Raw genomic sequence first — 20649 nt, 5'->3', positions numbered from 1 at the left:
GATCACCCCGCGACGGCCGGCTGCACCTTGATGCCGCGCCAGACCGCCGCGCTCTTGGTGGCCTTCAGGACGACGGCCACGGGGCCGAGCTCGACCTCGCCCCTCTTGATGGCACCTGCGGTCTCGAAGTTGGGCAGCCACTGACGCACGAGCTGTCCACCCATGGCCGAGACACCGTGGAAGCCGTCGAGGCCGAGGCGGACGGCGTAGAGATCACTCGCGCCGGTCTTACTGTCGACACCGACCACGGGGTCGGCACTGCCAGCCTTCGCGCCCAGGTCGATGAACGGGATGCCGTTGTACGACTCGACGGTCTGCCCGAATGCGTTCTCGGCGCGGCTGTAGTAGCCGGCCCGGCGCGCGAGGCTGCGCACGCGGGCGATCGTCTTCTTGTTGCCGAGCAGGGCCGAGGGGGTGCCGTCGAGCAGGCCGAGGAACTCGTCGATGCCGTCGAGGGCGTTGTGCGCGGCGGCCTGGTCCGCGGGCACCGACCAGTCAGCCGGCGCCTTGAACTCGGTCGCGGTGCCGCTGAGGATCTTCGACAGCCCCTCGAAGCCGGTCGCCGTCGACGTGTTCTTGGTGCCGTTGATGACCTGGTCGGAGAAGAATGCGGTTGCGCTCTTGACCGTCTGGCTCATCTGGAACGCCACCTCGTTGGAGGCGGCCGGCCCGAGGTTGGACAGGACGCGGTCAATCTCGAACGCGCCACCGAGCACGGACAGGTCGACGGTCGCGCGGGTGCGCTTGGCCTGCTCGGTGCCGTACTCGGTGTTCAGCGGGCGAAAGGCCGCACCGCGCTCGGACACGAGCCGGGTGTATCCGTACGTCAGGGTTGCGCCGCCGCCGGCCGGGTTCACGACGTCGTCGAACGCCATGTTGTCCAGCAGCCACGAGCTTTTGCTGAACTCGTCGATCACCATCAGGTCGATGTCGTCCTGCGTGTTCAGCTTGGCGTCGGCAAGGGTGATTGCCATGGGTGGTGCTCCTAGGGGTTAGGCGCCAAGCCGGGCGGCGATGGCGTCGCGGAGGTTGGCCGGCTTGGCAGGCGCGGCCGGCGCGCCGGTGAACTCCGCGCCGCCCCGGGCGGGGCCGGCCGGAGCGGCGCGGTACAGGTCGGGGTCGCCGTCGACAGCGGCCGTGATCGCTGCGGCGAGCTGCTCGCCGAACTTCCCGTCGGCCGGATCGAGGTTGCGCAGGTCGTCGACGAACGCGCGGCTGTTCAGCAGCCGGTCGGCACGGGCGCCCTGCGCGGCGGCGACCTTGTAGGCGGCGAGCTCTACCTGCGCCGTGCGCAGTTGCGCGGCAGCGTCAGCGAGCTGTCGGTCGCGCTCGGCGACCGCGGCGGCAAGCGCGCTCGGGTCCTGCTCCTGGCCTTGGCCGTCGGGGTTGAGCGCCTTGTTCACGGCGTCGAGCGCGGCCTGCAACTGCGTGGCGCGCTCGGCCTCGGCGCTCGCGCGCTGCTGCGCGTCGGCGAGCTGCTGCTCGATGGCCGGATCGGGGACCGAAGGGGCGGCCGGAGCCGCTGGGGCGGTGGATTCCGGGGCGGTCGAGGTGGGGACGGTGCTTGCTGCCTCGGGGGCGGCGGGCGTCTCGGACATGCGGAAGGGCCCTCCGGGCTCGTGTGCGGGCGTGAAAAAAGGCCCGCCGAGGGCGGGCCGTGAAAGGGAAGAGAGGGGAGCCGTGCGAGCTTGCGACCCCGTTCGGCTCACCCCCGCCTAATGCGGGGCGGAGGTCGGTTACTAATGGGCGGCGCGGCCCCCCAGTGGTCCCGGCCGGTATCGAGCCGGCGGTGCTCCTGACGAGCGGCGGGACCGGCGAGGCAGAAAGGGGTCACTAGAGGCAGGCCCTATACGGCTATCGGCGCTTTCGCCCAGCCGGTGTATCGCGCCTGAATGCGAGCGGCGCCTCCCTACGAGCAAGCGAGCTCAGCGCGTGCAACGTGCTGCGGATGAGCATGACGGCCATGACAGCACCGATGAAGAAGGCGGCAATACCGACGCTAGCGGACTGGGTGGTTTGCCCGAAGAGAGTGAGCTCGGTGTGGCCAGTGGCTCCGAGAGCGACCAGAACAACGCCTCCGGTGATCATTGCGATAGTCACGACGTAGGCGCCCACGATCAACGACAGGAAGATACGCTCAGATGCCTGGATGATTTCGCCCATAGCTCCCCCGAGTGCTAGCTACCACCGTTGTTCCCGAGGAAGTCGGCACAAAACCAGGCGAACAGGTGAGCGGAGCGCGTCCCTAATCGTTCGCTTCCTGAGCCAACGGACGGGCAGCGGCGTACCCGCGCAGCCACGCGGAGCGCAGCAGGTTGCCGGCCGGGTACGGGCAGGCGGTCGGCCGGTCACCGGCGGCGCCCGCGCGGCGGCCGGCCTGCATGGCCTGGACGATGTCGGCCCGCGAACTCATGAACGCCCCTTCGATCAGAGCTTGTTGTCGTGGTCAGTGCGGCGGGCGCGGGCGGTGTCCGCAGCGCTGCTCCGCATGCCGGTGACCTGCTCGGTGTACTCCGCAAGCGTAGTGCGCGGGTGGACCTGCCACCATCGTTTGAGCTCTTCCGACGCACGGGCGTAGGCGACATGTGCGGGGCCCGTGAACAGGCTGATCGGATCCACGCCCGCGCGGTCGGCCTCGCGGGACAGCAGCACGCCGCGCAGCTCATCCTCGGCGTTCATGTACTGCGCGTACACGTGCTCGCGGTACATCTCCTGTATCTGCGACCGGCTATAGGCGGTGCGCTGCGCCTGCTGCTCGGCCTCGCGCTCGGCGATCCAGCGCTCGGCCGCGGACATGCCCGCGTACGGGTTGTCGGGTAGGTCGTCGGCCAGGTGCGCCCAGTCGTCGGGGTCGCCGGCCGGGCCGAGGACCTCGTCGAGGGCGGCGCGGTCGGCGAGCTGTCCCTCGACGGTGTGCGCCCCGGCCGCCTTCGGCATCGGGGCCGGCGGGTACCGGCGGTCGAGCTCTTCGGCGATCCGCAGCGCGTCGTCGTCCCTGGCGTACCGGATCGCCCACCCGAGGACGTCGTCGCCGACGCCGGAGAGATCCGCGGCCAGCCGACCACCGGGGAACACGCTGCCGAGCAACTGCCGGCGGTGCGCCTCGGCGTCCAGCGCGGCACGTTCGGTGTCGTCGGCGCGGCGTGCGCGGTCGGCGAGCTCGCGCTCGGATAGGCCGATCAGGTCCCGGCGGGCGCCGGGCAGGGCGGCGTCGATGTCGCGTCGGTCCATCTCGGCCATGACGCGCAGCATGTCGTCGTCGCCCAGGTGGTTGGAGGCGCGCGCGAGCTCGTCGTCGGAGAAGGCGGCGAGGTTGTCGGCCAGGCGGCCGGCGGGGCGCACGCGGTCGAGCAGCACCTGCTCGTCGCGCCGGTCGGCCTCGGCGCCGATCCGGTCCCGGTCACGCCGGTCGAGGACGTCCGAGCGGATGGCGGCGCCGAGCTGCTCGTCGCTCATCTCGCGCAGGGTGCGCGCGTCGCCGGAGCGCACGCGCGCTGCCTCGACCGCGTCCGATCCCGGACCGCTCGGCGTGCCGGGCCGGCCAGCCGTACCACGGGCCGGCGGGAGGTTGCCGCCGCCGATCTGCTCGCGCTCGCGGCGCCGGATGAGCTCGGGATGCGCGGCCAGGTGCTCGCGCTGCTTCTTCTGCCACTGCCGCACCCGGGCCTCGGCCGCGCGCTTCGCGTCCGGGTCGGTCGCGGCGGCGGCGCGGTTCTTCCACTTGCGGATGCCGCGCTCGATCGCCCGCTGTCGCTGGCTCGCTTCGTAACCGTCGGGGTCGGTGGAGTGCTCGACGGGCTCGCGGGTGACACCGGGCAAGTAGGCGGCGACCGAGTGCCTGCAATTGGGGTGCTGAAATCCGCGGGTGCGCGCTTCGTCGAGCGATCCGGCGATGTCCACACGCACGGTGCGGCCGTCCTCGACGGCGTGCTCGACGTCGACCTCGCGCGCCCCCGACGGGCCATCGATCGACAGCACCTTGCCCTCGAATGGTTTGCAGAGCGGGCACTCGTGCGGGGCGTTGGAGACGATCACGAGGTTGAGGCCGGCGGCGCGCAGACGGTCGGTGTGTCCCTCGACCGCGGCCCGTCCGACGCTGGTGCGGGTGGCCATCTCGGCGTAGCTCGTCATCTGCCACGATCGGCCGGCCCGGTCCACGAACGCTTTCAGGCCCCGATCGGAAAGACGCTCCATAGCGCGCTGCGTGGCCTGCCGCCGGGTGTCGATGCCGAGCAGGGGTGTGGCGGACACCTCCGCGATCACCTGCCGGTAGCCGTCTTCCACGCCGCGCAGAATGCCGCGGTGGGTGGCTTCGACGAGCTCGACTGTTTCGTGCGCGAGCCGGTCCACGGCGCGGCCGGCGGGCGTGCTCTCGGCGATCCGGCGGGCGTCGATGTCGTCCAGGGCGCCGAGCTCGGCGAGGCCGGACCGGGCGCCGACGTTGTACGCCTCGGCGACCGCGTCGAACACCTCCACCTGCATGGCGGACGAGAGGGCGTCGACGACACCCTGCGCGCCGCGACGCAGCGCCTGGATATCCCGCAGTTTGGCCGTGGCCCAACCGGGCGCCTCGAAACCGTCGGCGAGCTGTCGCGCGACGATGCCGAGCAGCCGCTGCTCGGCGTCCGCGTACAGGGCCAGGACGCCGGCCGAGAGGTCTTCGACCATGCCCGGATGGATCGGCACGGCGCCCCCTTCGTCAGGTCAATCGAGGGTGCCGGCCTGCATCGGGTCGGGCACCGCCGCACCGGTCTCGGTGAGGATGCGATCGACCTCTTCCCGCACGGCTGTCTCGGTCCACTCGGGATGGAGCATGCGCACCTTGGTGTCGACGCTGACAGCCTGCGCCTGCTGAAGCAGAGAGAGGGTCTGCGCGAGAGTGGCCGGGTCCTCGCTCACGGAGTCCCCGAACACGGTTTGTGGCCGTTCCGGGGTGATGAACGGGGTGAACAACTGCTGATCGAGAAGGAGCATGACGTGCAGCATCTCGGCGACGGCCGGTGCCCAGTACCGCGACTTGCGGTTCCGAGTCGTCATGCTCAGACGCTCGCGGGACTTGACCTCGGTTGCGGTGGCGGCGATCTCATCGCCGATACCAAAGGTCTGCGGCGAGTATTTGGCGGACAACACCGCCTGCCGGGTGGCGGCCTCGGCCGTCCGCTCGTGCTCCTCGACCCTGATCGCAAACTGCGAAAGGGTGATCCCGCCGCCGGTCTCGCTCGGCGGGATGTTCAGCAGCTGCCAGATTTCCCGGTCATCGTCGAACGACGCGCCGCGGCCCGGTCCGTGATCCCGGAGGTAGCCATCGGGGACGATCAGCCGGGCGCGGCCGAGGCGCAGGTCGCGAATCCACGAGGTCCACGTCGTATCGAGCGCGTCGAACAGGTCATACAACGGCACGCCGTAGTCGCTGAGTCCCAGGTGCGAACCGCGGTGACGCCGGTTCGGGCGGATGTTGGGGATGTAGGCGGCCGTCAAGCGGTGGATGCCGGTTTCGATCGTGTCCCCCTCGGGGCCGATCGAGGCGGCGAGCGGGGCGACCTCGGGGTGCTCGGTGAGCGGCACCCGTTCGCCGAGGTTCTTTGCCGAGCCCTGATAGAGGCCATGAATGATGCGGCCCCGCTCGTGACGTTCCAAGTGCCGCCACACGGTGGCAGTGTCCGACGGGAGCTCATGCCAGAAGGTCACGGCCCGCAGCATGCCGAATTGGATCTCGGGCACTGCGCAGTCGGCGTGAAGCACGGTGAGCAGCGGCCGGTCAATCAGTTCCCGATCCCACGTCACGCGCAGGTAGACGCCGCCCAGCGCGGCGCACACTTCGGCCGCTTCCAGGAGGGTGTTTGCGACCCCTCCGGCCTCGGTGAGCTCGTCGAGCCGGTCCTGCGTTTTGCTGTCGGCGACGGTGAACACCGGCGGCTCGGCGAACAGCAGATCGGCGCTGGTGCTCGCGATGTCGCCGGCGAGGGGTATGTGCAGGCGGTTATCGCGCTTGCCGGGCTGCGGGGGCCGTCGACCCCACAGACGGGGGCGCCCGTCCTTAAGCGTGGTGTTGTTGCGGTAGACGGCGGCGAGCTTCTCGTGATCTCCGGAGTACCAAGCGTCGTCGACACGCAGCTCGGCATGCGTCCGCGCGAGGTGCGGCGGGGGCCAGGGGGCGCCGTTCTCAGGAAGGGACACAGGTCACCTCCTGCCGACGTCGTCGTGCGCGGTCCTGCGCTGTGGCACGGCACCGTCGACACTTGCGGGTGCCGTTCGGCGCGATGTACGTATTCGCGGCGTCGAACGCGTGCCCGCGGCAGCAGTGGGTTTGGCGGGCACGGTGAGCCGCGGCGCTGATGCCTCGCCGCACGTTGATCCGCTGTGTGACCGCTTCGAGGTGATCGGGCCGGACGCAGTCGCGCCGGCGGCACAGGTGGTCGATCACGAGGCCGTCGGGTATCTCCCCGTGCGCGAGCTCGTAGGCGACCCGGTGAGCAGTGCGCACCCGTCGCCCGACCCTGAACTGCCCATAGCCGTTGGGCTTGACCGAGCCGGTCCAAGTCCAGCAGCCACCGGCGGACCGAGTCACCTTGGAGAGGAACCGGTCGGGCCAATCGGAACGCATAGGTGCCCCCTTGCGCATGCAGGCCCACGGCGCCCCACCCCGGGGCGACCGGGGCAGTGGTGGTGTGGTTACGCGGCCTGCGTGAGCAGGTGGCGCCATTCGTGAGCGGTGCTGTGCACCGCGTAGCGCAGGGCGTCGAGCGAGTGATCGTCGACCTTCACGGGACGGTCTTCACCGCGGGCCGCTACCGCGTCGTCCCAGACGTACGAGGGGAACTCTTGGAGCAGGCCGGCACACGAGCGGTGAACGAGCAGGACGCCCGCGTCAAGGGCGTTGGACACGGACCGGATGCCGTCGAGCACGCTGTTATCGCCACGCGCAATGTTCGGGTGCCCGTCGGCCCAGAGCTGCGTTGAGAAACTCGCGGCCGAGGGATCAACGAACGTCCACTCGGGGCGGACGTCGTTCCGTTTGCTCAGCCACTCGCGGACGGCCCGGCTGTACATCGCATCGGTCATCTGCCGGTGAGCGGCCCGGGAGTCGTGACGCCACTCGCTCACCGCGTACAGGCGATTGTCGACACCGAGGCCGAGCAGCACGGCGGCGAAAGGATTCACCGTGCCGTAGTCGATGCCCACCCAGGTCCGGAGCAGCTCCGGCACCTCGTCGACGACGTGCCGCTGCTCATCCCACATGTCGTAGATCGAGCCCTCGGCGACGACCCACTCGCCGGCGATCATCCGCCGGCGCCAAAGCCCGGTGTACTCCGCGGACAGAGCGGCGACGTATGCCTCGCTCAAGCTCGGGTTGTCGGCGAGCTTGAAGTGCCATGCGGCTAGGTCGAGCTCGCCGGCCCGGTCGAGGTAGCCCGTGCGCAGCCAATGCCGCGGGGAGTCGGGGTTCGTCGTGCAGAGCAGTCTCGCCCCGGACACGGACAGGCGGGCGAGTAGCTGCACGAAGAACGGTTCCGGGACGAGCGTGGCCTCGTCGATGTACGCCAGTGAGGCCGTAGCGCCACGCAGCCGGCCCTCGGCCCGCGCGTCCGAGGCGCCGATCAGGTGGACCGTTCGGCCCATGATGCTGGCGACGGTGGCGCCGCGGGTGTGCCGGATCTCCGAGGCAACGTCCGAGCCGAAAAGGGCGGGATCCTGTAGCGGCTCGATGATGTTGCGTTCGATCGTTTGCAGCGATCGGCCGCACAGCAGGATCAAGCCCGTCGCTGGCGCGCGCCGAACGGACAGCAGGAAGGCGAGCAGCGAGGCAATGGTCTTGCCCGAGCGAACGCTGCCGTGCCAGATGGAAACGCGCGCGCTGAACGATTCCCGGATCGAGCGCAGTTGCTTGTCGGACAGGGGGAGGGGCGAGGCCACTACACCCCCTGTTCGTCACCTCCAGCCGGCCCGAGCAGGGCGTCGGCGAGGCGGTCGAGCATCGAGCCACCGGCGCTACCAGTCCCGCTCTGGCGAGCGAGCTCGGAGACCCGGGCGTGCACTTCAGTAAGGGCTCGTGCGGCGGTGGCGTGATCGCGGGCGTCGCGAGCGGACTCGGCGCCGGTGGTCCGCTCGACCTGGCGCAGAGCGCCGTCGAGGGCCTCGTCGGCGAGCAGCTCGCGCCGCGCGGCAGCATCAGCGCGCCGCGCCTCGGTCGCAGCCGCGACCCGGGCCCCGCCGCTGAACGTCAGCCCCTCTTCCCTGGCGATCTTGCTTACCGTCGCTGCGCTGCGCTTGATGGCACGGGCAATGGCGTTGCGGGACTGCCCGGCGGCGTGCAGCTCGCGGACCTTCTTGCGGTCTCGGTCGCGAATCGGCTCGGCCACGCGCTCACCTCCCGGAGGAACGGCGAACGCCCCGTCGCCAGGGGGGAGGGCGGCGGGGCGTTCGGGTGAGGAGTCAGAGTTTCCGGGCACGCCGGAGGCAGGGCCAACATTAGGTCACAGATCGATAACGGCGCAAGTCTGTTCGGCCGCGGGTCCGGGATAGGCTGTGCGCACCCGCGGGCGGGGGTTGCTCCCGCTTGCGGCTAGGGCCCGTCCGGCGGTGGAGACGCAGGGCGGGCCCGTTCTACTTCTTCGGCTGCTTGCCGGCCTTGTGCTCGCGCAGGAAGCGAGAGACGTACGAGGCGGACAAGCCCAGATCGGCCGCGATGTGGTTCGCCGGTCGCCCCTTGGCGTCCTCCTCAAGGATCACCCGCGGCGTAGCGGCCTCGGCCACCTTGTAGGCCGCGCGGATCCGCGCCACCTCGGCGAGCGTCAGGTGCTCCGCGGCCTCGGCGTCCGCGGCCTCAGCGCCTGCGACCTGGCGGGCCCTCTCCAGGCGACCGGCGACCGCGGCCGTACGGGCGTCCTCGGCGGCCTTGTGCCGCTTGATGGTGGCGATGATGTCCCGCGCGAGCCAAGTCGCCTCCGGAACCTCTCGCAGGTCCGCCTCGATCTCCTGGCGCACCTGCTCGGCCGTACCGTCTCGCTCGGTCATGGAACTTCCTTCTGTGAAGAGGGCCCGCCCCGGGTCCGACCGGGGCGGGCGGTTGATGATCAGGCGAAGAGGGCGCCCTGCTCGTCGACGAGGCCGGCGAGGGTCTGCTGCCCCTCAACGATCCACTCGTCGCGCCACGTGCCCGCGGGGTCCTCGACGACCGGCTGCTCGTCGGCGGCGAGCAGGTCGCCGAGCTGCTCGACCATGGCGGCGGGCTCGGCCGTGCGGAACGCGCTGGCCTCATTCGGCACCGCGGCGTCGAGCGGCTTGCCGGGCGCTGCGAGCCGCTTCGCGATCAGGCCGGGGACCGCGGCCGAGAAGCGGTCGAGAGCCTCGACGACGCGCTCGCAGTTCTTGCAGACCCGCTTGCCGGTCGCGGCCTTCTCGCCGAGCCCCTTGCCGCAGTAGCCGCGGGGCTCGCCCGGGATCAGCAGGTGTCCCACGCCGCCCTTGGCGCCCGCGGCGAGGCGCAGCTCGCGCTCGACCGGCCCGGCCGTCAGGATGGCGTGCGCGCGCTCGCACTGCTGGCACATGCGCGCCTCGCTGTCGGTCTGCCGGAGGTTCGCCGCGCTGGTGTCGCACAGCATGACCGGCGCGCCGTCAAGGCCGCGGGCGCCGTAGTGCGGGGTGCTGGTGCTCATGGCGGCGTACTTGGCGATCTGCATGGGGGTTGCTCCCGTGCTCGTTGGGTGCCGGGTGGAGACCGGCGAGAACGAGATCAGCATACGCCGACATGAACTAGGTTCACAAGAGCCTGCGTGAACCTAGTTCATGTCGGATGAGTCCTACTGGAAGAGCAGCCCCTGCTCGACCCCGTCGCCGAGATCGAACAACGCCCCCTCCGTCACCCGCTCCTCGGCCGCCATCCAGCCGCTACGCCACGTACCGTCCCCCTCGGGGACCTCCTCGGCTGCCGCCTCATCCGCAGGCGCCTCGACCTGCTGCTCGCCCGTCCAGTGGCACCAGTGGCACCCCCGGCCCTCGCACTCCATGCAGCGATCCTCAACCGGCACCGCGCCGCAGACCTCGCACTCGTCGAGCGTCTGCTCGTCGTGCTCCGGGCACATCCGGTGCCAGGAGTACAGCGGCTCGTCGGCGGGCTCCTCCGCGTTCAGGTGCGCGCACTCGTTCGCGGCGTCGACCAAGCAATCGTCGATGTACACGCACCCCTCGTCGGACAACACGCCACCCCGCACCCCCGGCGCCCGCCCGTCGCATGCCGCGACCGGGTCGCCGCTCACGTCCGATCGGGCAGCAGTCCCGTGCTGACAGGTCGCAGCGGGGGCCGGCTGCTGCTGCGCCCGCCGCCGCGCCCGAAGCGCCCGCCCGGCCTCCTGGCGCACGGTGTCGGCCGCACTCTGGGCGTCACCCGTGCTGCCCTCCGTCGGGCGCCATGCGAACACGGCGCGCAGGCTCCGCGGCTCGACCGTCCAGCCAGCCGCGCGGAACTTGTCGGCCACGATGGAGAGGGGAACGTCGCCGTTCACCGCGTCCCTGCGACTGACGATCAGGCCACCCTCAAGCCAGTAAGCGGCGATGCGCCCGTTCCCCCGCGGTTCAACGAGGTAGCCGCGCACGGTGGGGGTGGCCTCGTCGGGCTCGGTGATCTCGGTGTCTTCGGAGACCGAAGCGGGCTTGAGCGGGCTCAACACGGCGCGGGCGGCGACGACGTCGGGGTGCGTGGCGTGCTGGGGCCGACTGCCCTCGGTGGTACCAGCGTGCTCAACGACAACCCCCTCGACGACGCGCCGCTCGACCTCGGAGACCGGCTGCTGCTCGGCCTCGATCGCGGTCGGCACCTGCTCGACGTCCGCGGGCGTCAGCTCGGACACCCACAGGCGGCGACGGGTGAACCCACCCTCACGCCGGATCGTGGCGCGCACCCTCGGCAGGGCCTCGGCCGCCCGAGTCATGTCCTCGGCCGTCGCTCCCTCGACCCGCGCGATCTCGACACCGTTGCGGTTGGTGATCGTCCAGGTGTTGGAGGGCTCATCCCGCGTGGGCTGCTCCTGGTGCTCGACGACGGAGACCTCGGCCTCGACGACCGGCTGCTGCTCGCGAATGGGGGTGGACTTCGTGCAGTGCCGGAAGCGCTCAGGCGTCGCGCCGGCCGCGAGCGCCTCGGCCTCGGCCATGTTGTCGAACGTGCCGACGAGGGTCGAGGCGAGGCGGCAGGCGCAGTTGGTGTGGACGTAGGCCAGCAGGCGTATCCGGCAGCCGCCCGGTGCGCGGTGGGCGCGGACGGCGACCCGTACGACGTTGGCCTCGGTGTGCTGCTCCATGGGGGTTGCTCCCGTTGTGAGTTGGGTGCCGGGTGGAGACCGGCGGTGCGTGATCGACTCTACGCCGAGATGAACTGAGTTCACAAGAGATTGCGTGAACTGAGTTCATCTGCGGTCTGTGATCAGTGTCACCGACGCCCTCGTGTGGCCAGGGAGTTGACGGCATGGGGGTGCCGGGGCCGCCGCGAGGGGCGGCCCCGGTGGGTGGCTAGGCGAGGTGCGCGGCCCGGATGATCACAAGCAGCGCGTCGGCCTGGTGCGGGTCGCAGGTGTCCCAAGGGTTGTCGTTCCCGAGGTTCACGACCGGCCGCTCGTCGTCGGCGGCGAGGTAGCAGACGCCGCAGCCGCACGTCGGGTCGTACGGCATCGGTGCGGCTCGGTAGTAGTCGTTGAAGTAGTCGACCCGCCCCTGCTCGTCGACCTCGCCGAGAATCAGGTCGCCCTCGGCGATGTCGGCCGCCCGGGAGGTCTCGGCGAGGGCGATGTCGAGCAGCAGCGGCGTGTGATCCTCGTCGATCGGGTACGGGGGGATGGTGATCTGCATGGGGGTTGCTCCCTTGCTGGATGGGTGCCGGGTGGAGACCGGCGGTGTGTGATCACCGTAGGCCAACATGAACTAGGTTCACAAGGGAAGGGGTGAACCTAGTTCATGTTGATGGGTGTGACGTCCGCCACCAACTACCCGATAGGGCAACGGGATTGGCCTAGGCGGCGACCTGCGCCACGGCCACCGACCCCCCGGTGCCCAGTGCGGCGACGAGGTCGAGCAGGTCGCCCCACTGCCACACGCGCCGCCCCCGACTGTCCAGCGCCACGGGCGCGGAGCAGGCCGGCCCGGTCGCGCAGGTTACGGCCGGCCCCTGCTCGGGTCCGGTGTGCAGGACGAGCAGACCGGCGCACCAGGGGCACGGGCGGTCGGGCACCGGGGTCTCGCGCTGGTCGAGGCCGAGCTCGGCCAGCAGCCGGCCCTCGCACCAGCGGGCGACGCTGTGCGCCTCGCGCAGCAGCGCCTCGGACACCGGAGCGAACGGCGCCTCGACGAGGGCACCGTCGAGGGCGGGCTCGGGGGTGGTGTCCTCGTCGAGCACACGCCCCTCGATCCACACCGCGGCCCAGTGCAGCCCGTAGGCCCTGCTGCCCGGCGAGGTGTCGCTGCGGTACATCCACCGGCGCGGGTCGCTGAGGGGGGTCTGCTGCTGCGCCTGGGCGGCGAGCACGTCGGCGAGATCGAACAGCCGGCCCTCGATGCCGCGGCCGGTGTCGAGGGCGCGCAGGTTGAGCGGGGCGGGGTGCTCGCGCAGCACCAGGGGTGCCCGGGTCTCAACGAGCAGGGCGTCGTCGTCGCGCATGGTGTGCGCGAGCTGCCGCGGGGGCCACACGTCCGCCGGCGGCGTCTCGATCGCGAGCAGCAGCTCGCCCCACAGTTCACGGATGGTGCGCAGCGCCTCAACGGTCTCGCGGCGCGCAATGGTGGCGCTGGTCATGAGTGGTCCCCCTTGGGTCGTTCAGTGTGCGGTCGCGGCGAGTGCCTGCCGCGGGGTGATCTCGCCGGTGCACACGCGGCGGATCGTTTCTGCGAGGTGCCGGTCGTCGCCGGCGAGCCCGTGCCCGAGCGCGTCGGCGAGGACGGCCGCGGTGGCGAGGTGCTCGACGTACGCCGCCTCGACGCCCCGGTGCTGCTCGCGCAGCCTGCGGAGTGCCTGCTGCGCGCGGTCGCGGTCGGCCTCGGTCTCGACGATGGCGGCGTCGGCCGCCTCGACCCTGGCGCGGAGCCGGCTGACGGCGGCCGTCTGTCCGCCGGCGGTGCGTCGCGTCCGGTCGGCGGCGGCGAGCTCGGTCTCGACGAGGACGCGCAGCAGGTCGGCCTCGGTGGGCAGCAGCCGGTCGGCGCGGGCGAGCAGGACGGCGAGGGACTCGCGGCGGCGGATGCGGCCGAGCTCGCGGTCGGCTGCTCGGGTGCGGCGACTCATGATGGGTCTCCGTTCGTCCGGGTACGGCGGGGGAGCAGGCGACGGGCAAGGCCCCGATGGGTCCGGCCTTCCTCCCGCGCGCGAGGCGCGACCGGTCGCGCGGGTGGGGTGTCTGTGATGTGCCATCCCTCGGCGGCGAGGCAGTCGGCGAGTGCCGCGGTTGTGAGTGTCGCGAGGTGCGGGTGCACGTCGAGTGCGTCCGTGAGATGGGCGGCGATGACGGCGCGGGCGGCGGGCGGGATCACGGGCGGCCTCCTGCTGTGTGGCGGGCGCGCGGGGTGCGCGGCTGAGGCGGGGTGCACATGAGGCGGCCGAGGCGCTGCTGCTCGTGCTCGTCGTGCTCGGCGAGGACGCGGTCGCAGAACAACGCGGTGAGCTCGTCGAGGTGGGCGTCGGCGAAGGCTCGTCGGGCGACGTCCTGTTCGGCGAGGCGCCGGCGGTACTCGGTCATGCGGCGATCTCCAAAGCAGTACGGATACGGGCGGGGTGCGGTTCGGGCGCGCCACAGTGCTGGCCGGCCGGGGCTGCGCACTCGGGGCAGGTTGCGAACTCGACGGCGTAGGCGTCGCGTCGGCGGCCGTGCACGGTGCCGAGTACGTCGCCCCGCCCGTTCTTGCACCGGCTGTTCTTGCTGGCCCGGCAGGTTTCCCTCGGGCAGGCGACGGCGAGCGCGACGAGGGCGGGTCGCTTGCTCGGCAGCGTCTTTCGCATGGCTGCCCGGGTGGTCGGGTCGATGTACGGCGTCGGCTCCTCGTCGACGCTGCGCCCGACACCGGCGGCCAGGGCGAGGACGTCGTGCTTGGGGCCGGCGCCTATGGCGTGGGTGATGGGGCGGGCGGGCAGGGTGCCGTCGGCTGCGGCGGTGATCTGGGCACGGCGGCGCTCGACGAACTCGGCGCCGGTCTCGCCGGGGTTGCCGTCGTAGACCGGGTGAGCTGCGCCGATCCGGTTCTCGCGGATTCGTGCACGGACCTCTCGAACGCGGGCCGGGGTGATCCACTGTTCGGTGTGGGCGTAGTGCTCAGCGACGGCGTTGCGGGTGTCGTGGTCGAGGGGGATGCCACGCAGGGCGCGGGCCCATGCGTGGGCGTCGGCCTCGCCGATGGTGCGGCGGTCGAACGCGGCTGCCAGGGCAAGCAGCTCGGCGGCGTCGGCGGGTGTCACTGGGCGTTCTCCTGTTCGCGGAGTCGGGCGGCGAGGTCGAGGCCGTCGCGCACGCGCTGATCGGTGGTGGAGGGGCGCGAGGCGCCGCGTAGGGCGACGACGTTCGCGCCGTGGCCGGTCGAGGTGGGCGTGTGGGTGGGCATGGAGGGGAGGGAGCGCCAGCCGGCGAGGAAGTACCGCGCGCTGCGGGGGCGGGTGCGTGCGGCTTGCCATGCGCCGCCGGCGTGGTCGACGAGGATCTGCACGCCGCAGCGCTCGATCAGGGCTTGCAGCAGGACCCACTCGGCGGAAGCGAGCTCCCATGAGACGGCCATGCCGGCGGCGGTCATGGCCTCGACGAGCGGGCGTACGGGCTCGGCGATCCGGGGCCCGTCCTCCGGGCTAGCTTGTTCCCCTCTACTTCCGAAGGAAGTAGAGGGGTAAGGCTTGGTGCTGGCTTGGGAGCCTGTGACGCCCTCGACGGTGTCACGCCGTGACACACCTCCTTGACCTGCGGTTCCTCCCTGAAACTGGGTTGTGTTTCGAGGCTGATTCGTGGACGATCCGCGCTCGATTCGCTCACGATCCACGGCCGATTCGTCGCCGATTCGCCTCTCATTCGCGCGCGTTCGGCTCTTGGCCTTGCGCTCCGCGGCGGCTGCGCGGTTGGCCTCGACCTGGGCCCGGGTGGAGTTCCGGCCGCCCTCGAAGAAGTCATGCACGATGAAGTCGCCAGCGGTCGGCTGCGGGCACCGTGGACAGTCGTGGCCCTGCTCGTGCCACAGACCGACGGCGACGAGCTTGCGGGCCTGCGGGGCGGTGCCGTACTGCTTGGCCACGATCCCGGGCACGTGCCCCTCGGTGAGGTGCTGCGCGGAGTAGGCCCCGCAGCGCAACCACAACCCCAGCGCAGCGTTCCCGGCAGCGATCACCTTCGGGTGCATGTGGCTGCCATCGTCGATCTTGAACCACGCCACGGGGCGGACGCTCCTTACGTACGGGTGCGGGATGGGGCCTCGGGGCGGCCGGCGAGGGCCGCGGGGGTGTGGAGGGGGCACCGGTAGCCGGGCAGGTAGCGGCGGGCGCCGGGAGCGCCGCAGTAGCGGCGCGCCTGCCCGTCCCAGTGCCGGCACCGGAAGTCGAGGGCCGGCCGCCGGGTCACTGCGCGGCGGCCTCGGGCACGTCATGGCTGATGGTTCCGACGGGCTGCTGCTCGACGAGCTCGCCCTCGATGTACTCGCCGGGGGCGTCGAGTGCGTCAGGCGACGGATCGCGCCGCACGGTCCCGTCGTGCGCCACGGCACGCGCGAGCTCGGCCGACTTCGGCAGCAGCTTGAAGAGCCGTCGAACGGCGGTCTTACAGGCCATCGCGTCGTAGTCGCTCGCCCACGGGCCGAACTCCTTGGCCTTGCTGCGTCGCCGGATCGCCTCGACGTCTTCGACGCTGAGCACGACGAACGCCGAGCCGCCGTTCGCCAGCCGCGCGACGGCGTAATAGTGGGTGGCCTGCCCCCGCGGGCCCCGGCCGGGCACGTGCCGCAGCTTCGGGTCGAGGCCGTACTCGTACTCGAACTCGTCGCCCTCGTAGACGGGGCGCGCGTCGAGGCCGGAAGCGAGCGGGTGCTGCCAGAACAGGCGGATCATGCCCTGATAGCCGATGACGAGCTGTACCTCGTAGGCCCGCACCTTCTTGTTCCAGAAGGGCAGCAGGTACGCCTCGCCCGACACTCCGCCGGGCTCCAGGCCGAGCGCTGCGCAGGTCATCAACGCGCCGGCGAACGACTCCTGTGTGCACTCGGCCAGGTGCTCGACGCGCCGCAGCTCGGTAAGCGCGATCCGGGCTATCCGGTCGGCGCCGCCCATGTGGGCGGGCAGGGCGCGCTCGATCTGCGGGCGCATCGCCTCGACGAACTGGACGAGGGTGGCCGGCCGCTGGGGAGCCTGGGCGGCGGGCGTGTGGGTGTTGGCGCGCTGGGCGACGCGCTCGGCAAGGGTGGTGCTCATGCGGCGGTCTCCTGGTTCGGGACGACGAGGCGTCGGGCGCGGTAGGCCCGGACCTTGTCGGGGTGTTCAGCGGCGAGACGCGTCGTATCGAGCGCATCGACGCGGTACGTGTACTGCTGCGCGAGGTCCGGGTGCGCGGCGATGAATCGTTTCTGCGCGAGCGGCCCGTTTTGCCGGTAGCTGTAGGCGACCGAGCCCTGAACCTTGACGACCTCGGCCTCGCCGGCCGCAGCCTTCAGGCGGTTGTCGACCTCGCGCAGCTCGTCGACGGTCCGCTGCTCGCGCGCTTTCAGCTCGCGCCGGCGCTCCAGCAGCGGCAGAACCTCGGACGGGTCGGCCATGGCCACGGCGTCGGCCTGGACGTCGTAGAGATGGCCGAGCAGGTCCGCGGTTGCCTTGGACCCGTCGACCGCCGGCGGGGTGCCGTTGAGAACCCCCCGCCAGAAGCGGCCGACGAGCTCGACGAGGTGCTCGACGAGCTGCTCGTCGCGCTCGACACGGTGAATGATCAGCCTGTTCCCGCCGAGCAGGGCAGCAACGTACGCGTGCTGATAGCCCGTCACAGCCAAGTACCAGTGGGTCTGTAGCGCCGGCCCGTCCGGCACGCCGAGCAGCCACTCGTCGAGCTGGTACGCCGACCGGGTCTTGATCTCCAGCAGGCTGGAAGGGGTCGACTCCCCCCGCTCGATCACGGCGCGGTCGAGGTTGGCGAGCATCCACCGACGCTCGACGTGCGCGATCGTCCCCGGGCCCTCGACAACACCGAGGCCGGTACGCTCCGCGAACACCGAGGCGATCGTCGGCTCGTGCTGATGCCCCCAGAACGCGGCTTCGGCGAGCTCGGCCGACTGCGGGCGGTCGAGCGGGAGCTCGCCCCGCTTGTCGAGGTAAACCTCGTAGGCAGACGCGTACTTGCTCATCCCGAGCACCGCGGCGACGTCCGACCCCCCGACACCCTTGCGGCGGACGGCGAGCCACTGCTCGCGGTCGAGGCCGGCCGGGGCGACAACGACCCCAGTCGGTGTCACTGGTGCCCCCCAATGAATCGGGCGTAGACGCGGTATTCGGTGGCATCGCCGTCGGTGACCGTTCGGGCAACCGCCTCGAACGATCCGGCCGGCTCGTACGCGGTGAGTCGGGCCCTGCGGATCGCTTGTGCGGCGGACGCCGCGCGGGCGATGGATGTCGGTTTTTGTACAACTCCCCACACGCTTGGGTGTGCTCGCAGCTCGGCTGCGATGCGAGCGTGCTTCGTGTTGCGCTGCTTCGGCGGCGGACCAACAAACTCGACGGCGCTCATGCTCGTCCTCCTCGCGCCGCGGACTGCCGCTCGGTGGCACGCTCCGCTCGGGCTTGGTGGATGTGGGGGGCGAGGATGCGGCGGATCAAGTCGATCTGCTCGTCGGTCGCCCTCGTGTTCTGGCGAGGCTCAGGCAGCGTCTGCGTGGCGTTCACGGTCCCCCTCCGCTCTGTTGCAGAAATCGAACAGTCAAGGGCGCAAAGCGCATGAAAGCGCCCGTCCGGCTGTTGCAGATGTCGAACAGTCGCAACGCTAAGACTTGGGAAAGGGCACGTCAACGCACTTGTTGGCGGTGCCATGCAGACCGATGGCTGGTTAGATGAGAGTGTTCGAGTTTTGCAACAAGAGCGGAGTGAGAATGTGTCGGAAGCCGGCACCACCCCCTACGGCACCCCCTTCGGAGACCTGTTGCGTGCCGCGAAGCAGGAGACCGGACTCTCATACCGCAAGCTCGCCGAGCTCGCGGTCGATCCGACTACGGGGGTAAGGGTGGGTTACACCACTCTTCACCGAATTGCCCAAGATCAGTCGATACACCTCGAACCTGGAGTCGTCGGCGCGGTCGCCGCGGCGATCCAGAAGTCGGAAAGAGAGGTGCGCATAGCCGCAGCTCAGCAATACTGTGGCCTCATAGCTGACGACCCGTTCGGCGTGAGCACCCCAGAGGCAACCGTCGTTGTCGTGCACGCGCCCGGTACCGGCCGCAAGGACATGCCGAAGGTCGAGAACCTGCTCAGGAAGTGGGCGGCCGGAGAGCTGCCGCGGGAACTGACGGAAGACGATCAAACGTCGTCGTAGAGAGTGGTCACACTCGGTCGTAGAGGCGTGACCTGCGGTGTTGCGCAGAGTAAGGTGATGTGGGCCTTGACTAGGACATATGTTCGAGTCAAGGTCCCGTCATGCCACAAGGGGGGCAAACCTTGATCCGCGTCACCCGTACCCAACTCGATACCGGAGCCATCGCAGTCGTCCGCGCGACCGAGGACGGACTGAACATCGCCATGGACCGACGGCACATCACCACAACAGGTGCCGCCGGCCTCGAACAGGCCCTCAATGGACTTGCCCCCCATCCCGGACCCGAAGACTCCGGATCAGACGACGACGAGCAGCGCGACTGATCAACAACGCCGAGGGCCGCACGGCTTGTTGCCGTGCGGCCCTCTCATGCGTTGCGCGCCCTACGCGGCTGGCACCACCTGAAGCTTGCCCGGCACCTTCTTCGTGCGAAGGTGCACCTTCGGGATCACAGCTACGAACGTCTGCACCGCCGGCTCACGCTGCCGTCCCTGCGGCTTGAGACGGACCTCGATCAACGCCTCGGCGATCATTCGCCTCTGCGAGAGTTCAAGGTGCTTCCACGCCTCCCTGATCTCATCCACTGTCGCGCCCGCGAGATCCTTCACCGACGGCGGGATGGCCAAGGACTGAGCCCGCTTCTGCGCGTCCTCGATCCGCGGAAGCATGTCCGCCTCGACCGCGGCCAGACCCTGAGCTGACAACCGGCCGGCACCCGCTTCGGCGTAGAACTGGGCGAGCTGCTCCTGCAAGAGCTTCACCTCGGCCTTGGCCTCGTCCATCGCCTGAAGCACTTCCTTGTCGCCCCTCGCGTACGCCCTGGCGAAACTTGGGGACGCAAGCCACTCGAACAACCGGTCTTCGACGTACGGATCGACGATCGAAATCTGCGCGCTCGCGTGGTACCCCTTGACACCCTCGGGTCCGGGCGCCTGACATGAATACCGCGGCAACCCATGCTGCCGGTCCGAGCCCACCTCGATCTCGCAGATGTCACAGATCATGATCCCCGACAGCCAGTGAATCGCGCGCCCCGGACGCATGTTGAATGCCCGCTTCTCCTTACGCGCCTTGACCACGGTCACCGCCTGCACGTGCTCAGCTAGGGAGACGATCGCCGGCCACGCGTCCTCGTTGGTCACCTTGCCGTGGTGAGTACGTGAGCCGATGTATCGCACGTCCGTCGCATACGCCGTGATCGTCGCGGAGATCCAACGCGCCATGATGAGCGGCTCGTCACGCTCGTTGAAGTCCTGTGCGACGTCGACCGGCGTTTCGCCAGCGTCGAGGCGGTCGCGTGCTTCCTGCCGGAGGTCGACTGCATCCTCGATCCGGGCGAGCCACGACGGGTGAATCGTCTCGTTGTCGCGGAGGTCCGGCCGCCACTTTGACAACCGGGCAACCTGTCCCTTGGTCCAATACCGCGTGGGCGGCGTGACGCCCTCCGTGTTGAGCTTCCTTTCGAGGCTGGCCGACGCCCTGCCATCGCCGACGCCGAGGACTATCTCTCGGACGACCGGCGCCTCGTTCTCATCCTTAACCGTGCAGATGTAGAGCCCAGTGCGTTGGTCGTACACGCGGCGGTACCCGTAGGCGGCCTGAGCGTGCGGAATCCCATTGATGGCGTTCGCCCGCAGCGTCCGCATGAGGTTGTCGCGCAGCTCGTCGACCTCACGCTCGCCAAGCAGCGCGTCCAAGCCTGTGCGGAACTTGTCGTCCTTGTTCGACAGGTCGTAGACCTTGCCGCCGTAGCACCAGAGCACGCCGTTCCGAATGCAGGCATCACGCAGCCGTGCGTAGACCGCGAGATCGCGCTGCAACCGGGTCGACGCCCACGCGATCACGATGTCGAGCCGGCCCGCCTCGATCCACTCGATCATCCGCTCGAAGTCTTCGCGCTCCCGGGTGCGGTAGCTCGACGCGGATCGATCGTCGTCAATGAACTCTTCGACGACGGTTGTCCCGAGGTCATCAGAGGTCGCGTGCCCGATGTCGAGCTGCTCTTTGACCGACCGGCCCTTGCTCTTCTTGTTGCCCTGGTACGCGCTCTTCCGCGCGTACAGCCCTGCACGCAGCCCAACGAGGCTTTCGCGCAGGTTACGGACCCCCGAAAGGTTCATACGGTCCCCTCCTTCGA

The 20649-nt window shown here is 70.2% G+C and carries 25 protein-coding genes; 2 read left to right on the top strand and 23 right to left on the bottom strand.

All coding sequences use genetic code 11. The annotated features are described in order from the left end of the window. Positions 1-2: 2 nt before the first annotated feature. The 22 genes from LE181_RS15115 to LE181_RS15010 all read right to left on the bottom strand — a co-directional run bounded on the left by LE181_RS15115 (position 3) and on the right by LE181_RS15010 (position 17714). Positions 3-974: a major capsid protein gene (locus LE181_RS15115; RefSeq protein WP_225661793.1), complete on the bottom strand. Its 972-nt coding sequence runs from the start codon at positions 972-974 to the stop codon at positions 3-5. A gap of 18 nt (positions 975-992) precedes the next feature. Beyond that, complete coding sequence (locus LE181_RS15110; protein WP_225661792.1) at positions 993-1598, bottom strand: hypothetical protein; 606 nt, start codon at positions 1596-1598, stop codon at positions 993-995. 256 nt (positions 1599-1854) lie between these two features. Then, positions 1855-2163, bottom strand: coding sequence for a hypothetical protein (locus LE181_RS15105; protein WP_225661791.1), 309 nt, complete (start codon positions 2161-2163; stop codon positions 1855-1857). An 82-nt stretch (positions 2164-2245) separates the two neighbouring features. After that, on the bottom strand, positions 2246-2413 hold the full coding sequence (locus LE181_RS15100) for an Rmf/CrpP fold protein (protein ID WP_225661790.1): 168 nt from the start codon (positions 2411-2413) through the stop codon (positions 2246-2248). A 14-nt stretch (positions 2414-2427) separates the two neighbouring features. Then, entirely contained in the window at positions 2428-4686 is a 2259-nt protein-coding gene (locus LE181_RS15095) for a phage minor capsid protein (RefSeq protein ID WP_225661789.1), read from the bottom strand. Between the two features lie 18 nt (positions 4687-4704). Next, the gene (locus LE181_RS15090) at positions 4705-6177 is read right to left on the bottom strand and encodes a phage portal protein (RefSeq protein WP_225661788.1); all 1473 of its coding nucleotides are present in this window, start codon (positions 6175-6177) and stop codon (positions 4705-4707) included. Beyond that, on the bottom strand, positions 6164-6604 hold the full coding sequence (locus LE181_RS32655) for an HNH endonuclease signature motif containing protein (RefSeq protein ID WP_225661787.1): 441 nt from the start codon (positions 6602-6604) through the stop codon (positions 6164-6166). Before LE181_RS32655 ends, LE181_RS15090 begins: the two co-directional genes overlap by 14 nt. 68 nt (positions 6605-6672) lie before the next feature. Further along, a complete protein-coding gene (locus LE181_RS15080) occupies positions 6673-7914 on the bottom strand; it encodes a PBSX family phage terminase large subunit (RefSeq protein WP_225661786.1) in 1242 nt (413 codons plus the stop codon). Next, positions 7914-8360, bottom strand: a complete 447-nt coding sequence (locus tag LE181_RS15075) for a helix-turn-helix domain-containing protein (RefSeq protein WP_225661785.1) — start codon at positions 8358-8360, stop codon at positions 7914-7916. Before LE181_RS15075 ends, LE181_RS15080 begins: the two co-directional genes overlap by 1 nt. A 244-nt stretch (positions 8361-8604) precedes the next feature. Beyond that, positions 8605-9015 (bottom strand): hypothetical protein, encoded by a 411-nt coding sequence (locus tag LE181_RS15070; RefSeq protein ID WP_225661784.1) that lies wholly within the window; start codon positions 9013-9015, stop codon positions 8605-8607. A gap of 59 nt (positions 9016-9074) precedes the next feature. Further along, positions 9075-9680: a hypothetical protein gene (locus tag LE181_RS15065; protein WP_225661783.1), complete on the bottom strand. Its 606-nt coding sequence runs from the start codon at positions 9678-9680 to the stop codon at positions 9075-9077. A gap of 120 nt (positions 9681-9800) precedes the next feature. Continuing rightward, positions 9801-11297 carry a hypothetical protein gene (locus LE181_RS15060; protein ID WP_225661782.1) on the bottom strand — a complete coding sequence of 499 codons (1497 nt, stop codon included), beginning with the start codon at positions 11295-11297 and terminating at the stop codon, positions 9801-9803. 208 nt (positions 11298-11505) lie between these two features. After that, positions 11506-11841 carry a hypothetical protein gene (locus tag LE181_RS15055; RefSeq protein WP_225661781.1) on the bottom strand — a complete coding sequence of 112 codons (336 nt, stop codon included), beginning with the start codon at positions 11839-11841 and terminating at the stop codon, positions 11506-11508. 160 nt (positions 11842-12001) lie between these two features. Continuing rightward, on the bottom strand, positions 12002-12781 hold the full coding sequence (locus LE181_RS15050; protein ID WP_225661780.1) for a hypothetical protein: 780 nt from the start codon (positions 12779-12781) through the stop codon (positions 12002-12004). A gap of 21 nt (positions 12782-12802) precedes the next feature. After that, on the bottom strand, positions 12803-13267 hold the full coding sequence (locus LE181_RS15045) for a hypothetical protein (protein ID WP_225661779.1): 465 nt from the start codon (positions 13265-13267) through the stop codon (positions 12803-12805). Between the two features lie 241 nt (positions 13268-13508). Then, entirely contained in the window at positions 13509-13718 is a 210-nt protein-coding gene (locus LE181_RS15040; RefSeq protein ID WP_225661778.1) for a hypothetical protein, read from the bottom strand. Then, positions 13715-14431, bottom strand: coding sequence for a zinc finger domain-containing protein (locus LE181_RS15035; protein ID WP_225661777.1), 717 nt, complete (start codon positions 14429-14431; stop codon positions 13715-13717). The genes LE181_RS15040 and LE181_RS15035 overlap by 4 nt, the downstream gene beginning before the upstream one ends. Beyond that, positions 14428-15387 (bottom strand): mucin-2, encoded by a 960-nt coding sequence (locus tag LE181_RS15030; RefSeq protein WP_225661776.1) that lies wholly within the window; start codon positions 15385-15387, stop codon positions 14428-14430. The genes LE181_RS15035 and LE181_RS15030 overlap by 4 nt, the downstream gene beginning before the upstream one ends. Before the next feature lie 14 nt (positions 15388-15401). Beyond that, positions 15402-15572, bottom strand: a complete 171-nt coding sequence (locus tag LE181_RS15025) for a hypothetical protein (protein WP_225661775.1) — start codon at positions 15570-15572, stop codon at positions 15402-15404. Then, a complete protein-coding gene (locus LE181_RS15020) occupies positions 15569-16414 on the bottom strand; it encodes a recombinase RecT (RefSeq protein WP_225661774.1) in 846 nt (281 codons plus the stop codon). The genes LE181_RS15025 and LE181_RS15020 overlap by 4 nt, the downstream gene beginning before the upstream one ends. Further along, the gene (locus LE181_RS15015; protein ID WP_225661773.1) at positions 16411-17442 is read right to left on the bottom strand and encodes a YqaJ viral recombinase family nuclease; all 1032 of its coding nucleotides are present in this window, start codon (positions 17440-17442) and stop codon (positions 16411-16413) included. Before LE181_RS15015 ends, LE181_RS15020 begins: the two co-directional genes overlap by 4 nt. Then, a complete protein-coding gene (locus LE181_RS15010; protein ID WP_225661772.1) occupies positions 17439-17714 on the bottom strand; it encodes a hypothetical protein in 276 nt (91 codons plus the stop codon). The genes LE181_RS15015 and LE181_RS15010 overlap by 4 nt, the downstream gene beginning before the upstream one ends. Positions 17715-18011: 297 nt before the next feature. Between LE181_RS15010 and LE181_RS15005 the strand changes: the two genes are divergently transcribed. Together LE181_RS15005 and LE181_RS15000 are read left to right on the top strand one after the other, a co-directional pair. Next, positions 18012-18512, top strand: coding sequence for a helix-turn-helix domain-containing protein (locus tag LE181_RS15005; protein WP_225661771.1), 501 nt, complete (start codon positions 18012-18014; stop codon positions 18510-18512). A gap of 122 nt (positions 18513-18634) precedes the next feature. Beyond that, entirely contained in the window at positions 18635-18835 is a 201-nt protein-coding gene (locus tag LE181_RS15000; protein ID WP_225661770.1) for a hypothetical protein, read from the top strand. A 60-nt stretch (positions 18836-18895) separates the two neighbouring features. Here LE181_RS15000 and LE181_RS14995 read toward each other — a convergent pair whose 3' ends face one another. After that, on the bottom strand, positions 18896-20632 hold the full coding sequence (locus LE181_RS14995) for a recombinase family protein (protein ID WP_225661769.1): 1737 nt from the start codon (positions 20630-20632) through the stop codon (positions 18896-18898). Between the last annotated feature and the right edge of the window lie 17 nt (positions 20633-20649).

Origin of the sequence: Streptomyces sichuanensis (assembly GCF_020328095.1) — a bacterium.
Classification (GTDB): Bacteria; Actinomycetota; Actinomycetes; order Streptomycetales; family Streptomycetaceae; genus Streptomyces; species Streptomyces cinnamoneus.
The sequence above is the reverse complement of the archived record's forward strand: the minus strand, read 5'-3'. Positions and strand labels throughout refer to the sequence as shown.